This is a genomic window from Ruegeria sp. YTSC002 (assembly GCF_059609845.1).
This window is the reverse complement of record NZ_JBXWML010000002.1, coordinates 144,658-159,347: the sequence shown is the minus strand read 5'-3', so window position 1 is coordinate 159,347 and position 14,690 is coordinate 144,658. Positions and strand designations below refer to the sequence as shown.

Genomic DNA, 14,690 nt, shown 5'->3' with positions numbered 1-14,690 from the left:
ATGAGCATCGTCCCCATCACATCCCCCGATCTGGATGCGGCCGAAGTTTCGTGGTTTGCCGCGCTGTGTTCCGATGATTACCAGTTCCTTGGCGTCCCTGATGGCGACCTGCGGTCGAGTTGGGAGCATTGCTCGAGCATTGTGAAAGAGGCCGAAGCGCAGGGATTCCGCAACATCCTCTGCCCGTCCTCCTATCAGGTCGGTCAAGACACGTTGAGCTTTGTCGCCGGCTGCGCCCCGATCACCGACCGGATCAACCTGCTGGCCGCCGTGCGCTGTGGTGAGATGCAACCAATCATGCTGGCCCGCACCATCGCAACGCTAGATCACATGCTGAAGGGGCGGTTGACGGTCAACATCATCTCATCCGACTTTCCCGGTGAGAAAGCCGACAGCGCGTTCCGTTATCAGCGCTCTCGCGAAGTGGTGGAGATTCTGAAACAGGCCTGGACGCAGGATGAGATCAATCATGCAGGCGAGGTCTATAACTTCTCGGGCCTGACTACTGACCCGGCCAAGCCATATCAGACCGGCGGCCCGCTGCTTTATTTCGGCGGCTATTCTCCTTCCGCTTTGAACCTGTGTGGCGAGCACTGCGATGTCTATCTGATGTGGCCTGAAACCAAGGACCAACTGGCCGAGCGGATGAAGGCTGTTCACGCCGTCGCTGAAAACTACGACCGCACGCTGGATTACGGGTTGCGTGTCCATATGATCGTTCGCGATACCGAGGCTGAGGCACAGGAATACGCGGATTACATCGTCTCGAAGCTGGACGACGAATACGGTCGTGCCATCCGCGAACGGGCGCTGGATTCGACCTCGCTGGGCGTGGCGCACCAGGCCAGGAACCGCGATCTGGCGGATGAGTACGGCTATGTCGAACCCGGTCTCTGGACCGGTGTTGGCCGGGCGCGGTCTGGCTGCGGTGCCGCTCTGGTCGGATCAACCGATCAGGTTATGTCGAAGATCGAAGAATACCAGAAGATGGGCATCCGCGCTTTCATCTTCTCGGGCTACCCGCATCTGGACGAAGCCCGCCATTTCGGTGCCCGCGTGTTGCCAAACCTGAAAACCTGCTCCCTTCCCGAAGCTTACGGAAGGGTTCCAGATACGACCCCGGCCACACCGCTGGGCAAAGGAGAACGCCGCTGATGCAACGTGTGAAACTATCTGACTCGCTGGAAATGAGCCGCCTTGTCTATGGCATGTGGCGGTTGGGCGATGACAGTGACACGTCCGCGGGCCATGTCGAGGCCAAGATTCAGGCCTGTCTGGATCAGGGTATCACCACCTTCGATCAGGCCGACATCTATGGCGGCTATCAGGCCGAGGCCGTGCTGGGCGCGGCCCTGCGCGCCAATCCAAGCCTGCGTCAGAAGATGGAGATCGTCACCAAGTGCGACATCGTCGCGCCGGTTGGCCGTTACGCGGATGCGAAGGTAAAATACTACGACACCTCGCGCGCCCACATACTGAAGTCGGTCGAAACGTCGCTGTCGGAAATGGCGATTGACCACATCGATCTGCTGTTGATCCACCGTCCAGATCCGATGATGGACCACCATGAAACCGGAGCCGCCCTGGATGAGGTTGTCGCCAGCGGCAAGGTCGGCGCGGTGGGCGTGTCCAACTTCCGCCCGTGGGATTGGTCGTTGCTGCAATCGGCGATGAAAACGCAGTTGGTCACCAACCAGATCGAAACTTCTCTGGGTGAGATCAGCCCCTTCACCAACGGGGACCTGGCGTTTCACCAACAGCATGGCCATCCGGTGATGGCATGGTCGCCGCTGGGTGGAGGCCTGTTGATGGCCGGAAACCCACCGGTTGGGGTCGTCGCCGACGAAATCGCAGCCAGGTTCGGCGTGGATCGCGCGGCCGTCGCAGTGGCGTTCCTGCTGGCCCACCCGGCCAACATCCTGCCGGTTCTGGGCACCAACAATCTGGACCGGATCAAACGCGCCTCGGACGCATTGAAAGTCAAACTGGATCGCGAAAGCTGGTTCCGCCTGTACGAGGCGGCACTGGGGCATGAGGTACCATGATGAACGCAATCTCAAAGGACATGACCCGCACCTTCATTCCGCATAAGGACGACACACGCACCCTGCGCGACGCCTTCGGCCGCTTTGCAACCGGCGTCACGATCGTGACTTGCGACAGCGCGGACGGGCCGGTCTGCATCACCGCGAATAGCTTTTCGTCCCTATCGCTCGACCCACCGCTGATCATGTGGGCCGGAGACCGCAACTCGCGCCGCTTCCCCTATTTCCACAAGGCGCGCCATTTCAGCGTCCACGTGCTGTCCGCGGAACAGGCCGAGCTGTGTTTCGGCTGCTCGAAAGACGCCTTTGCACTGCGGGACATCCGCCACGAGCGCTGTGAGAACGGGACACCGGTGTTGGCGGACTGCCTGGCGCGATTCGAATGCGAACAGCACGCGTATCACGATGCAGGCGATCACGTTATCGTGGTTGGAAAAGTTCTTCGGGTCAGCATGTCGGATGGAGACGCGCTGACCTTTTATGCCGGGAAACTCGGCCAATTCGCGAAAACCTAAGCGCGATTTGATGACCGCGGGGGACACCCGCGGCTGAACAAGGGAGGATCCGCATGGGCGGACTGGCATCGGTGCTTGCGCCGATTGCATTCGTGAACGAAACCGTGCTGCGTCTGGGCCGCGCGGTTGGTGTTGTTGCGATTGCGCTCATGGTGATCGCAATCCTGATCCAGGTGTTTTTCCGATACGTTCTGGGCAATGCGCTGCCGTGGCCGGATGAGGCCGCGCGGTTCTGCATGTTGTGGATGACCGGTCTTATGGCGCCCACCGCCTTTCGGCGCGGCGGCTTTGTGGCCATAGACATGCTGGAACGCTTCCTTCCCCGTATCATCGGTCAAACGCTGAATCTGTTCCTGCTTTTGATTGCGCTCGTCGTCCTGCTGGTCGCGGTCAACATCGGCTGGTCCGAGGTTACCGGCTTTGGCGGCAAATTCGCCACCGCCGCGCTGTATCTGCCCACCACTTTCGGGTTCGACGAATGGTATCGCATTCCGCGCAGTTGGATGATGGCATCGCTGCTGGTGGGGATCGTCCTGCTGATCTCGGTGAATATCGAGCTGATCCTGAGATCCTTCATTACTCTGCTGGGCGGCGGCCACCTTTTGCCCGAAATTCCCGATGCGGCAGTGGGGGCCGAATAAATGCTGATCTGGTTCCTGCCCACCTTCCTGATTTTCCTGCTGATCGGCCTGCCGGTCTTTTTCGCTTTGCTCGCGGCGCCCGGAATCCTGCTGTGGCTGAACGGCCAGACAAACGACATCACGCTGCTCTATCGCAATGTCTATAACGGCATGGACAGCTTCCCTCTGATGGCGATCCCCTTCTTCATGCTGGCCGGAGAGCTCATGAACCGAGGCGGCATCACCATCCGCCTTGTCGAGTTTTCCCAAGCTCTGATGGGCCATCTGCGCGGTGGTCTGGCGCATGTGAACGTGCTGAGTTCGATCCTGTTTGCGGGCCTGTCCGGGTCCGCCGTGGCGGACACCTCGGCGCTGGGGTCGATGCTGATCCCGGCGATGGAGAAACAGGGCTATACCCGCAAATTCGCCGCCGCGATCACGGCGGCGAGTTCGGTGATCGGGCCGATCATTCCGCCCTCGGGCATCATGATCATCTATGCCTATGTGATGGGCGAAAGCGTGGCCGCGTTGTTCCTTGCGGGGATCGTTCCGGGCGTGATGGTCGGTGTCGGTCTGATGCTGATGATCAAACTGATGGCCGACCGCTACGACTTCCCCGTCGCCAGCCGCAAATACACATGGTCCGAGAGGCGTCAGGCCAGTTTGAAGGCCTTCTTCCCACTTTTGACACCGGTCATCATTCTGGGCGGTATTCTGGGTGGTATCTTTACACCGACCGAGGCTGCGGCAGTCGCTGTGGGCTATGCCTTCATCATCGGTTTCTTCGTCCTGCGCACACTGACATGGAAAGAAGTTCCCGAGGTGCTCAGCAACGCGGGCATGACCTCAGCCGTTGTTCTTCTGCTGGTCGGTGCGGCAATGGCGTTCAAGACGGTTGTCAGCCTCAGCCATGCGCCGGAACAACTGGCCTCGCTGATCCTCAGCCTGTCAGAAAACCCGCTGATCCTTCTGTTCCTGATCAACCTGCTACTGTTCATCGTCGGCATGTTCCTGGACGCAGGCCCCGCGATCATCATCCTTGGACCAATCCTTGGCCCGATCTTCACCAGCCTCGGCGTCGACCCGATCCATTTCGCCATCATCATGAGCGTCAACCTGACCGTCGGCCTCGCCACCCCGCCAATGGGTTTGGTGCTATTCGTGGCTGCCGCCGTATCGCGCGAACGGGTTGAAACCATCGCCAAGGCGATCCTGCCGTTCCTGGCGGTCGAAATCATCGTGATTTTCTTGATCACCTACATACCCGCACTTTCCATGACGATCCCGAGGATAACGGGATTTGCCAACTAACTGAGTTTCACAGGGAGGAAACGCATGCTCAGAGAATTCATCAAAACCGCAGCGGTGGCCACATCGCTGGTGGCGGCGTCCGCCATGGCTGCGACAGCCGCCGATTATACGCTGCGCGCAACCGCAAATTCGAACGAAAACGATGAGGATTATGATGGGCTGATCGTCTTCAAGAACTATGTCGAATCTGCCTCGAACGGCGCGATCGAGGTCGAGCTTTTCATCGGCACACAGCTCTGCTCGAACGGGGCCGAATGTTTGCAGGGCGTGGCAGACGGCACCATCGACATCTACATCTCGACCTCGGGCGGTGCCTCAGGCATCTTTCCCTACGTGCAGGTTCTGGACCTGCCCTATCTGATGGCTGATGACCGCATTGCCGAGCATGTCCTGTCGGGCGACTTCACCCGTACCATGCGTGACATGGCGCTTGAGGACTCGGGCGGCGCGATCCGTCTGATGACCATCGGCAACACCGGCGGCTGGCGCAACTTTGCCAACACCCAGCGCCGCATTGCCGAGCCTGCGGATATGGAAGGTTTGAAAATCCGTACCGTGGTCGCCGATCTGCCGCAGGAACTGGTCAAGGCGTTGGGCGCTTCGCCTACCCCGATCCCGTGGCCGGAACTGTTCACCAGCTTCCAGACCGGTGTCGTTGAAGGATCCAAGAACGGCATCACCGACATCATGGGCATGAAATTCCCGGATGCGGGCTTGCAATATGTAACGCTGGACGGCCATGCCTATATGGGCGCACTGTGGTGGATGAACAACGCCAAGTTCCAAGAGATGCCTGAGGATATGCGCCGCGTCGTGGTCGACGGGTTCTATGCGTTGCAACAGGCCACTTTTGCATCCCCCAAGCGCAAGTCGATCCAAGCCTATGAGGATTTCGTCGCCGGCGGCGGAGACCTCTATGTGCTGACACCCGACCAGAAGGCTGCGTTCAAAGAGGCCGCAACGCCAGTCTATGATTGGTTCCAGTCCAACGTTGCGCGAGGCGACGAGATCTTTGCTGCACTGACCGAGGCGGTCGCGGCGGCTGAGGCGGACGTCAACGCCGCTCGCGATGCGGATCTGAAGTGAACGGTTGGGCCGGGCTTTGCGGCCTGGCCCTCACCGAAACGGGTACATCCACCCTTTGTAGTCGTTGACCAGAACATGCGCCTTTTCGATCTGCTCCGGCGACATTTTCTTGACCACTTCCTCAAGGCTGATCGCCGCGTCGGGGTCGCCGCCAATGGCGCTGAGCGTGTACCACATATACGCACGCACCAGATCGGGCGCGGGCATGCCCAGACCCAATTCGTAATACCAGCCGACGCCCGACTGCGCCCCCGGATGCCCCTTCATCGAGGCCCGCAGATACCATTCAAAAGCCCGTTCGTAATCCTGCTCGACCCCCAAACCCAGCCCGTACATCACGCCGATCAGCTCTTCTGCCTCGGCGTTGCCCGAGCGCGCGGCTGGAAGAAGTTCCTTGCGTGCGGCTGCAAACTGTCCGGCTTCCATCATATCGCGCGCTTGCTCCAGTTCAGCCAGAGCCGGAGAAGCAAATACGCAAAGGGCAAAAACAAGCTGGCGCATGGGATCGTTGCTTTCTTCTGGGTCGGGGCCGCTGCGGCACAGGATTTGCCGCGCCCGCTGACCGATGATGACTTTATCCCCTTTGATATGGAACAGGCCGCCATCGGTCATCAACTGTTTTACGACCCGATCCTTTCAGGCAACCGCAACATCGCCTGCGCCCATTGTCACCACCCGGATTTCGGCACCTCGGACGGGTTGTCACTTGGCATAGGAGAAGGCGGGCAGGGGTTGGGACCGGACCGCACACCCGGCACCGGGGCCGACAGAATACGCAAACGCATCCCCCGCAACTCACCGGGCCTATGGAACCTTGGGGCCAAGGACATACATACCGTCTTTCATGACGGCAGGCTGAGCATTTCCGACGTCTACGGCAACGGCTTCAATTCCCCTGCGCAGGAGTGGCTGCCCGAGGGCCTGAATTCTCTGCTTGCGGCACAGGCTCTGTTTCCCCTGACCTCCCAATTCGAGATGGCGGGCAATGTGGCCGAAAATGAGGTCACGGGCGCGGTGCATGATCGTATCGACAAGGGCTGGCCCATTCTGGCGAAACGCGTCCGCACCGATCCGCGCTATGGTCCGGCCATCGTCGCCGCCTTTGATGAGGTCGAGACGACCGAGGACATCACGATCACGCAAGTCGTCAACGCTCTGGCCGCTTTCATGGCGATCGAGTGGCGTAGCACCGACAGCCCGTTTGACCACTATCTTGCGGGCGACTCGAATGCCCTTTCAACGGTACAAATCGAGGGGATGAAGCTTTTCTACGGCAAAGCTCGCTGCTCGACCTGCCACACTGGGCCGCTCATGTCAGATCAGAAGTTCCATGCGTTGGGTTTGCCGCCCTTTGGGCCGGGTCGCACACGACAATGGGACCCCTTCGTCCGGGATGTGGGCCGCATGGGTGAAAGCAACCGCCTTGAGGATGCTTACAGATTCCGCACCCCGATGCTGCGCAACGTTGCCCTGACCGCGCCTTACGGTCACAATGGCGCGTTCCCCGATCTTGAAAGCGTTATTCGCCATCATTTGGACCCGCAGGCAAGCCTGGACAAATGGACTCCTCACATGGCTGCCTTGCCCGAGGTACCATGGTTGCAAAAAACGGATTTCCTGGTTTGGCAGGACCACTATGAAATGGAGCGTCAACGCAAAAGAATTGACATTGATCCGATCCAGCTTGAGGAACTGGAAATAGAAAACCTGATTGCGTTTCTGCATTCGTTGACAGGTCGCAGCGTAGACTCTCCGATATTCGGTGTGCCGAAAGGGTTTACCCCTTAGCCATCTCTCACATCATCAAGGTAAAGCCAGAGAAATCGCATCCTGCCGTCTTTCTTGGCGCTTCATTATGGCGAGAGCGTGGAGTGAGTTGATCAGAAGAGAAAAAACCTCCGCAGAGCGGCGCAAAACACAAATACGGGCATATGATACGGTATCAAACCAGTTCAATCTCACGAGACCGACATCGGTAACCGGGGTACTGTTCTAGATAGTGGAATGTTCCCGGTATCAGATGAGTTCGATATCGACCGGCACCGTTATCGCCACCCCCGGATTGGATGAATCCACCAGCAAGGCCGCAATACGCGCCCGCCGGGTTTCGAATATCGCCGGGCATGATCCGGCACGAGGAATTGCTGCGCACCGTGGCGCAGCCTGCCTCGATGCAAAGGCAATCTGTTCGTCGCTATATCGTTTCTTCGGCATCGGTACACTCCTCTGTTGCCGGAAATGTACCCAAAACTTCGCACTCAATTCGGACCAGTTTCAGGGGGCAAGACCATGGGCATCTGGTCTATCGGAACGATGCTTTCCGGAGCAGGCGGACGATAGCCCAATGAGCTGCGCGGAATTCCGAGGTTGTTTTCGTGCCATGATGTTTCTCCTTTGTGGCAAAATACCAAGTTAAAGGAGCGGAACAATTCCGTGACGGGTCCAGGTCCGTTTGAGCACGCTATAGTCCCGAGCACCTGCATAAAGCTGCCAGTGCATTGGTGTTCGACTAATGCTCAGGTTCAACGAACCTCGGATCACTGTCTTGAAAACAACAAAGGCGCCCATGGGCGCCTTGATTTATTGGTCGGAGTGAGAGGATTCGAACCTCCGACCCCTGCCTCCCGAAGACAGTGCTCTACCAGGCTGAGCTACACTCCGACCGTGGCGGGTGATCTATACGCGGCGCGTCTGATGCGCAAGAGGATTCTGTATTGCGATCACCCGAATCTTTCGATCTCAACAACCGAAAAAACATGGCAGCGGAGCAATGGGCTCGGAACCCGGTGATCTGAGCGGGTCGCCGGGTTCACGGTTCGAAAAACGCACGTTTTCAAGATTGCATTCTTCTGGTTGACCGGCGCGCGAGGGTGTCCGCCAACCTGTTCGCCCCTGCCGGGCAGGTCGTGATTGCACCGGTCCAAGACGTCGACTGGTTCACAGGCACGTTGAAAGACAAGGGAATCGCAAGCCTTTGCGGCGGAAACCCAGTGGTTGTCTTGTCCGCTCTCGCCCGCGCAGCCATCGTCATGAATTGGCTGCGAAGCCTTCCAGGCAATCACGGCAAGGCATCCGTTTTGTACAGACGAATTTTGGTTCCACCATGGTCGACGACCGGCCCCGGCGCCAGCAAAGGCAGACGTGTGGCCCGGGCAAGCCCCGGAGCGCTGGTGATCATGCCGACCCGCCATCCCCGGAACCGGTTCATCAGGGTTTTGCCCATGGCACCATAGACCGACCGCAAGCGTCTTTCGTCACCAATTCGCGCCCCGTAGGGCGGGTTCACAATGACCAGCCCCGCAGGACCTTCGGGGGGTCTCATGTCACTGACGGAACGCTGTTGAAACCGTGTCACATCACTGACCTGGGCCCTTTCGGCATTGGCAGTCGCCGCGTCAACCGCGCCGGAGTTGCGATCCGAGCCGTAGAAGGTAAGCGCGCATTCCGCCGTCTTTGTTTCCTGCCGCATTTCCTGCCACTGATCAGGGTCAAAGCCCACCAGGTCTTCGAATGCAAAACTGCGGGAGCGGCCAGGGCGCAGGCCCAGAGCGATCTCGGCGGCCTCGATCACGAAGGTACCCGATCCGCACATCGGGTCCAGTACGGGTTCATCGCCCGAGTAGCCACACTCTCTCAGAAACATGGCGGCCATTGTTTCGCGCATTGGAGCCTTGGCAATGGCTTCCTTGTGGCCGCGCTTGTGCAACAGCTCGCCAGAACTGTCGACCGAGATCGTGCAGATGTCTTTCTCGATTCTAAGCAAGACCCGAAGGTTCGCGTCGGATGAAATCGAGGTGCCCAATGTCTCGGATATTGCCCGCTCGATCCTCTGACGCGCTGCCCCGGCGTGATAAATTCTGGATTTGCGGCTGATGGCTTCCACCTTGACCGGCACGTCAGGACGCAAAACGGTGCCCCAAGGGAATTTCCGAGCACGTTTGTCCAATTGGGCAAGGTGTACGGCGGGGAAACTGCCCAGTCGCACCAGAACCTTGTTGGCGCCGCGCAGCGTCAGATTGGCGCGCCAGACCTCGGGCCATGAACCCCGGCATGTCACGCCGCCCGGTACAGTTCTGACCTGCGCGAATCCGTTGAGTTCCGCCTCGTCACCGAGAGGCGCTTCGAGGCCCGGCGTGGCAACCAGAAAGATTTCCAAATCTGTGTCTTTTTCCATTCCGGTTGCTTACACTGGAACCTTGGTGGGCGCGATATGCAATTATGCGCCATGGATTCAGAAGAAATGACCGATCAATCGCAGGATTGTGTGGTTCGCCCTCAAGTTTTGGCGGTAACAGGTTTGCGTTTGTGACCTTCCCCGCGTAAAGGGTCCTTGATCGGAAATACGCCTGCGGAATTTGGACCGTTTTCGACGCTTCTGCGACGGAGGTTCGAAAAAACCGCGCTATTGCATGACCCCGAAAGGGCGTTGGCAGAGCTGGCGCAGAAAAGAGGCTTGGAAGAACGTAGCAACATGCAAACTTTCAAACTGAAAAAAGGGCTGGATCTGCCAGTGGAAGGCGCTCCTGACCAGACCATTCACCCGGGCCCGGAATACTCGACCGTAGGCGTCCTGGGCGGTGACTACATCGGCCTGAAACCCAAGATGCTGGTGCAGGAAGGCGACAGTGTTGTGCGCGGCACGCCGCTGTTCTGCCACAAGGACGCGCCTGACGCGATGATGGTCGCCCCGGTCAGTGGCAGAGTCGTCGCGATCAACCGTGGTGCCCGTCGGGTGCTGCAAAGCGTCGTGATCGAAGTGACCGACGCCAATGACGCCGGGCTGGATTTCTCGGGCATAGGGGATGCTGACAGCGCTGAAGGCGTGACAGCCAAGCTGTGCGCCGCCGGCCTGTGGACGTCGTTCCGCACGCGTCCCTATTCGAAAATGCCGGAGCCCGGCATCAAACCGGATGCGATCTTTGTCACCGCCATGGACAGTGACCCGCTGGCCGCTGACGCTGCCACGATCATTGCCGAGGCGCCCGAAGAGTTTACCGCCGGTTTGGCGGCAGTCAGCACACTGACCGAGGGCAAAACCTATCTTTGCCAAAAAGAGGGTGACACGATACCCGGCGCAGAAGTCGCCGGTGTCGAAACCGCATCTTTCGCAGGCCCACACCCATCGGGCCTGGCCGGAACGCATATTCACTTTCTCGAACCCCTTGCAGGCGACAAGCAGGTCTGGACCATCGGGTATCAGGATGTCATCGCCATTGGCCGCCTGATGCAGACCGGTCATCTGGATCCGAAGGTCGTGATTGCCCTGACGGGGCCGTGTGCGCGTCAACCGCGTTTGATCCGTACCGTGATGGGCGCATCAACTGACGATCTGACCCGCGACGAAGTCAATGTAGACGGCACGCCCCGCATCATTTCGGGTTCGATCCTGTCGGGCCGGCACGCTGAGGGCCCGACCGCCTATCTGGGCCGGTTCGCGCGCCAGATCAGCATCATCCGTGAAGATCCCGATCAAATCCCGTTGGGCTGGATTCGTCCGATGCCGTCGAAATATGCGGTGCAGCCTGTATTGGGTTCGGCATTCGCCAAGAAGCTGTATGCGTTCACATCCAACCTGAACGGCGGTCGTCGTGCCATGGTGCCCACAGGTGTTTTCGAAGACCTGATGCCGCAGGACTATCTGCCCACTCAGTTGCTGCGGGCGCTGCTGGTAATGGATACGGACACTGCCCAGGCCCTGGGTGCGCTGGAGCTGGACGAAGAGGATCTGGGCCTTGTGGGCTTTGCCTGTCCGGCGAAATATGAATACGGGCTGGCGCTGCGCGACTGCCTGACCAAAATTGAAAAGGAGGGCTGAGCCGAATGGGTTTGCGCAGCTTCTTTGACAGGATCGAGCCGAACTTTACCAAGGGCGGCAAGTACGAGAAGTTCTTTCCCATCTACGAGATGGTGGAAAGCTTTATCTACACTCCGAAAACCGTGACCACGGTGGCGCCGCACGCGCGGTCTTACGTGGATATGAAACGGATCATGACCTATGTCGTGATCGCGACGATCCCCTGTATCTTATGGGGGATGTGGAACACTGGTTATCAGGCAAACTCGGCGATTGCTTTGCTGGGTCCGGAATCGGCCACCGGCTGGCGGATTGCCTTGTTGCAGATGTTCGGAATTTCGCTGGACCCGTCCAGCATCTTTGCCAACGTCATGCATGGTCTGATGTATTTCCTTCCGATCTACATCGTCACGCTGGTCGCGGGCGGTATCTTCGAGGTCATCTTTGCCACCGTGCGCGGCCACGAGGTGAACGAAGGCTTCCTTGTGACATCAATGCTGTACACGCTGATCATGCCTGCAACCACTCCCCTGTGGCAGGTGGCTTTGGGCATCATCTTCGGTGTTGTGATCGGTAAGGAAGTGTTCGGGGGCACCGGCAAGAACTTTCTCAACCCCGCGCTTGTGGGACGGGCGTTTTTGTATTTCGCCTATCCGGCGCAGATGTCGGGTGATGCAGTCTGGACACCCGTTGACGGGTTCTCGGGCGCGACTGCATTGGGCGTGTCTGCGGCCGAAGGCGTGCAGGCGCTGGCCGCCGAAGGCATAACCTGGTCGAGCGCGTTTTTCGGCACCATTCAAGGCAGCTTTGGCGAGACATCGACACTGGCCTGCATGATCGGTCTGGCCTTCCTTCTGATGACCAGGATCGCCAACTACCGCCTGATTGTGGGCTGTCTGGCCGGTACCATCGGCTTTACTTTGTTGCTGAACCTGATCGGATCGGACACCAATCCGATGTTCGCGATGCCATGGTACTGGCATATCGTGTTGGGTGGCTATGCTTTCGGCCTGGCCTTTATGGTGACTGAACCGGTTTCGGCCAGCCACACCAATGTGGGTCGCTATATCTACGGCGCGCTGATCGGTGTCATGGTCGTGATGATCCGCGTGATCAACCCGGCTTTCCCCGAAGGCATGATGCTGGCAATCCTGTTCGGCAACGTCTTTGCACCGCTGATCGACTATTTCGTCGTGCAAGCCAACATCAAACGGAGGGCGCGTCGCCATGTCTGATACGCAATCCCCAGATCAAAACGAGGCACCCAAGGGCGTACTGGCCAAATTCCTGGCGGCCTCGCCGGATTCTGTTGGCAAGACGATCTTCATCGCCGTTGCCGTCTGTCTGGTCGCCTCGATGGTTGTGTCCGCGGCCGCAGTCAGCCTGCGCCCGGTGCAAGAGGCCAACCGCCTGAAGGACAAACAGGTAAACGTTCTGCAAGTTGCGGGCGTGTTCGAGCCGGGCATCGACGTAACAGAGGCTTTTGCCGCCTTCGAACCACATGTGCTGGAGCTGTCCACAGGCACCTTCGTCGATGATCAGTTTGATCCGACCACGTTTGACGACATCGCCGCCGCCAGCGATCCCGAGCTGAGCGTCGCGCTGGACAACGACCCCGCCGGTATCGGACGCAAATCCAAGTACCGCGTTATCTATCTGCTGCGCGATGATGCGGGTGATCTGGACAAGGTGATCCTGCCTCTGCACGGATACGGTCTGTGGTCGACGCTCTATGGCTTTATCGCGCTTGAGAATAACGGCAACGATATCTACGGCCTGCAATTCTATCAGCATGGTGAAACTCCGGGTCTTGGGGCCGAAGTGGACAACCCACGTTGGAAAGCCTTGTGGAACGGGAAAAAGCTGCGCGACGAAGCAGGTGAACTGCAAATCACCGTTGCCAAATCGCAGCCCGCAGCCGGGCCAGATTTCTATGTCGATGCGCTGGCTGGGGCCACGCTGACGTCGGTCGGCGTCGATAACCTTGTGAAATTCTGGATGGGCGATGCGGGCTATGGTCCCTTCCTGGCCAAACTGCAAGCAGGAGAGATTTGATGTCGCAGACCAAAAAAGAGATGCTGGTCGACCCGCTTGTCGACAACAATCCGATCACATTGCAGGTGCTGGGCATCTGTTCAGCACTTGCGGTGACATCATCGTTGCAAGTGTCGATGGTGATGGCGCTGGCGGTGATCTTCGTGACCTCGTTTTCGTCCTTCTTCATTTCGTGCCTGCGCAACCAGATCCCGGGCTCGATCCGGATCATCGTGCAGATGGTGATCATCGCGTCGTTGGTGATCCTGGTGGATCAGATACTGAAGGCCTATGCCTTTGAGATATCGAAAACCCTTTCGGTTTTCGTCGGCCTGATCATCACCAACTGCATCGTGATGGGCCGCGCCGAGGCGTTTGCGATGAAGAACCCTCCGGTTGCGTCCTTCATCGACGGTATGGGCAACGGCATGGGCTATGGCCTGATCCTGCTGCTGGTCGGCTTCATTCGCGAGCTGTTCGGGGCAGGGTCGCTGTTCGGCATCACGATTCTCGAAACCGTCAACAACGGCGGCTGGTACGTGCCCAACGGCATGCTGCTGTTGCCGCCTTCGGCGTTCTTCATCATCGGTCTGATCATCTGGGCCTTCCGCACCTGGAAGCCGAACCAGGTGGAAGAGCGTGAATACAAAATTCAGCAGGTAGAGGCCCACTGATGGAAGGTCTGATCTCACTGGCCGTAAAGGCCATCTTTGTCGAAAACCTTGCGCTCAGCTTTTTTCTTGGCATGTGCACTTTCATCGCCGTATCCAAGAAGATTTCGACAGCGCTGGGTCTGGGGATTTCGGTCATGGTCGTGCAGGCCATCACCGTACCTGCCAACAACCTGCTGCTGAACTATCTGCTGAAACCGGGTGCGCTGGCCTGGGCCGGGTTCCCGGATGTTGACCTGACCTTCCTTGGCCTGATCTCCTATATCGGCGTGATCGCGGCAATGGTGCAGATCCTTGAGATGGTTTTGGACAAGTATTTCCCACCGCTTTACAACGCGCTGGGGATCTTTCTGCCACTGATCACGGTGAATTGCGCCATCCTTGGCGGGTCGCTGTTCATGGTGGAGCGTGACTATAACTTTGCCGAGGCGGCGACTTATGGCTTGTCTTCCGGTTTTGGCTGGGCGCTGGCAATCACGGCAATGGCCGGAGTGCGGGAAAAGCTGAAATATTCGGACATCCCCGATGGTCTGCAAGGTCTGGGCATTACTTTCATTACCGCAGGTCTGATGGCTATGGCCTTCATGTCCTTCTCGGGCGTGAAACTGTAAGGG

15 protein-coding genes and 1 tRNA gene are annotated in these 14,690 nt (G+C 58.6%); 12 read left to right on the top strand and 4 right to left on the bottom strand.

What is annotated here, in order from left to right; all coding sequences use genetic code 11:
- From AC2FFD_RS05910 to AC2FFD_RS05885, 6 genes are read left to right on the top strand one after another with little or no spacing between them, the layout of a single operon-like run.
- The gene (locus AC2FFD_RS05910; RefSeq protein ID WP_170345264.1) at positions 1-1,155 is read left to right on the top strand and encodes an LLM class flavin-dependent oxidoreductase; all 1,155 of its coding nucleotides are present in this window, start codon (positions 1-3) and stop codon (positions 1,153-1,155) included.
- Positions 1,155-2,045 carry an aldo/keto reductase gene (locus AC2FFD_RS05905; RefSeq protein WP_496872444.1) on the top strand — a complete coding sequence of 297 codons (891 nt, stop codon included), beginning with the start codon at positions 1,155-1,157 and terminating at the stop codon, positions 2,043-2,045. Before AC2FFD_RS05910 ends, AC2FFD_RS05905 begins: the two co-directional genes overlap by 1 nt.
- Positions 2,042-2,560 (top strand): flavin reductase family protein, encoded by a 519-nt coding sequence (locus AC2FFD_RS05900; protein ID WP_425079285.1) that lies wholly within the window; start codon positions 2,042-2,044, stop codon positions 2,558-2,560. The genes AC2FFD_RS05905 and AC2FFD_RS05900 overlap by 4 nt, the downstream gene beginning before the upstream one ends.
- A 53-nt stretch (positions 2,561-2,613) precedes the next feature.
- Complete coding sequence (locus AC2FFD_RS05895) at positions 2,614-3,201, top strand: TRAP transporter small permease subunit (protein ID WP_425079286.1); 588 nt, start codon at positions 2,614-2,616, stop codon at positions 3,199-3,201.
- The gene (locus AC2FFD_RS05890) at positions 3,202-4,491 is read left to right on the top strand and encodes a TRAP transporter large permease (RefSeq protein WP_170345268.1); all 1,290 of its coding nucleotides are present in this window, start codon (positions 3,202-3,204) and stop codon (positions 4,489-4,491) included.
- A gap of 24 nt (positions 4,492-4,515) precedes the next feature.
- Complete coding sequence (locus AC2FFD_RS05885) at positions 4,516-5,577, top strand: TRAP transporter substrate-binding protein (RefSeq protein WP_257601053.1); 1,062 nt, start codon at positions 4,516-4,518, stop codon at positions 5,575-5,577.
- Positions 5,578-5,607: 30 nt separating this feature from the next.
- On the opposite strand, the gene AC2FFD_RS05880 is transcribed toward AC2FFD_RS05885, so the two are convergent.
- Complete coding sequence (locus tag AC2FFD_RS05880; protein ID WP_170345269.1) at positions 5,608-6,078, bottom strand: tetratricopeptide repeat protein; 471 nt, start codon at positions 6,076-6,078, stop codon at positions 5,608-5,610.
- Between AC2FFD_RS05880 and AC2FFD_RS05875 the strand changes: the two genes are divergently transcribed.
- Positions 6,016-7,365 (top strand): cytochrome-c peroxidase, encoded by a 1,350-nt coding sequence (locus AC2FFD_RS05875; RefSeq protein ID WP_496872441.1) that lies wholly within the window; start codon positions 6,016-6,018, stop codon positions 7,363-7,365. The two genes, AC2FFD_RS05880 and AC2FFD_RS05875, sit on opposite strands and share 63 nt — an antisense overlap.
- 228 nt (positions 7,366-7,593) lie before the next feature.
- On the opposite strand, the gene AC2FFD_RS05870 is transcribed toward AC2FFD_RS05875, so the two are convergent.
- The 3 genes from AC2FFD_RS05870 to AC2FFD_RS05860 form a co-directional block, all read right to left on the bottom strand.
- A complete protein-coding gene (locus tag AC2FFD_RS05870) occupies positions 7,594-7,791 on the bottom strand; it encodes a hypothetical protein (protein ID WP_170345270.1) in 198 nt (65 codons plus the stop codon).
- Positions 7,792-8,161: 370 nt separating this feature from the next.
- Positions 8,162-8,238, bottom strand: a tRNA-Pro gene (locus AC2FFD_RS05865).
- Positions 8,239-8,635: 397 nt separating this feature from the next.
- Positions 8,636-9,751: a THUMP domain-containing class I SAM-dependent RNA methyltransferase gene (locus AC2FFD_RS05860; RefSeq protein ID WP_496872439.1), complete on the bottom strand. Its 1,116-nt coding sequence runs from the start codon at positions 9,749-9,751 to the stop codon at positions 8,636-8,638.
- Positions 9,752-10,048: 297 nt separating this feature from the next.
- Here AC2FFD_RS05860 and AC2FFD_RS05855 point away from each other — a divergent pair, with 297 nt between their 5' ends.
- From AC2FFD_RS05855 to nqrE, 5 genes are read left to right on the top strand one after another with little or no spacing between them, the layout of a single operon-like run.
- Positions 10,049-11,392 (top strand): Na(+)-translocating NADH-quinone reductase subunit A, encoded by a 1,344-nt coding sequence (locus AC2FFD_RS05855; RefSeq protein WP_496872438.1) that lies wholly within the window; start codon positions 10,049-10,051, stop codon positions 11,390-11,392.
- A gap of 5 nt (positions 11,393-11,397) precedes the next feature.
- Entirely contained in the window at positions 11,398-12,606 is a 1,209-nt protein-coding gene (locus AC2FFD_RS05850) for an NADH:ubiquinone reductase (Na(+)-transporting) subunit B (RefSeq protein ID WP_170345273.1), read from the top strand.
- A complete protein-coding gene (locus tag AC2FFD_RS05845) occupies positions 12,599-13,426 on the top strand; it encodes a Na(+)-translocating NADH-quinone reductase subunit C (RefSeq protein ID WP_170345274.1) in 828 nt (275 codons plus the stop codon). Before AC2FFD_RS05850 ends, AC2FFD_RS05845 begins: the two co-directional genes overlap by 8 nt.
- Positions 13,426-14,079 (top strand): NADH:ubiquinone reductase (Na(+)-transporting) subunit D, encoded by a 654-nt coding sequence (locus AC2FFD_RS05840; RefSeq protein ID WP_117873115.1) that lies wholly within the window; start codon positions 13,426-13,428, stop codon positions 14,077-14,079. Before AC2FFD_RS05845 ends, AC2FFD_RS05840 begins: the two co-directional genes overlap by 1 nt.
- Positions 14,079-14,687, top strand: a complete 609-nt coding sequence (nqrE, locus tag AC2FFD_RS05835; protein WP_050603817.1) for an NADH:ubiquinone reductase (Na(+)-transporting) subunit E — start codon at positions 14,079-14,081, stop codon at positions 14,685-14,687. The genes AC2FFD_RS05840 and nqrE overlap by 1 nt, the downstream gene beginning before the upstream one ends.
- Positions 14,688-14,690 lie beyond the last annotated feature (3 nt).